Origin of the sequence: Massilia sp. CT11-108 (assembly GCF_047302915.1) — a bacterium.
Lineage (GTDB): Bacteria > Pseudomonadota > Gammaproteobacteria > Burkholderiales > Burkholderiaceae_D > Telluria > Telluria orientalis.
The window spans coordinates 1-382 of the sequence record NZ_JBKYMO010001317.1 but is presented as its reverse complement, the minus strand read 5'-3'; the positions used below and the strand labels follow the sequence as shown (position 1 = coordinate 382).

The following is a 382-nucleotide window of genomic DNA, read 5'->3' as shown; positions in this document are numbered from 1 at the left end:
GGGCGGGGATTTGTTTATACGACACTGGTCGACGCGCCGCCCGGGCGGCTACGCGCCGCGCCTCAAGCGCTCTCGCGCTCGACGATGGTGAAGCCGATGTCGCGCACGACTTCGGGAATGGGCGTGCCCGCGATGCGGTCGATGATGAATTGCGCCGCGAGCTGGCCCATCTTGCGGCCGTCCAGGTGGACCGTCGTGAGGGCCGGGTACGTCTCGGCCGCGAACGGTTGGTCGCCGAGGCCGACGACGGCCAGCTGGCCGGGGATGTCGATGCCGAGCTTGTGCGCTTCCGTGAGCACGCCCAGCGCGACCATGTCCGAGCTGCAGAACACGGCGTCGATGTCGGGATGGTCCGCCAGCAGCGCGCGCAGGCCCGCGCGGC

Annotated in this window: 1 protein-coding gene; it reads right to left on the bottom strand. The window is 70.4% G+C overall.

Annotation, left to right across the window (positions count from 1 at the left end; genetic code table 11):
* Nucleotides 1-62: 62 nt before the first annotated feature.
* Nucleotides 63-382 (bottom strand): substrate-binding domain-containing protein (locus ACEN88_RS34585; RefSeq protein ID WP_413346920.1); only part of this gene is annotated, 320 nt, incomplete at its 5' end.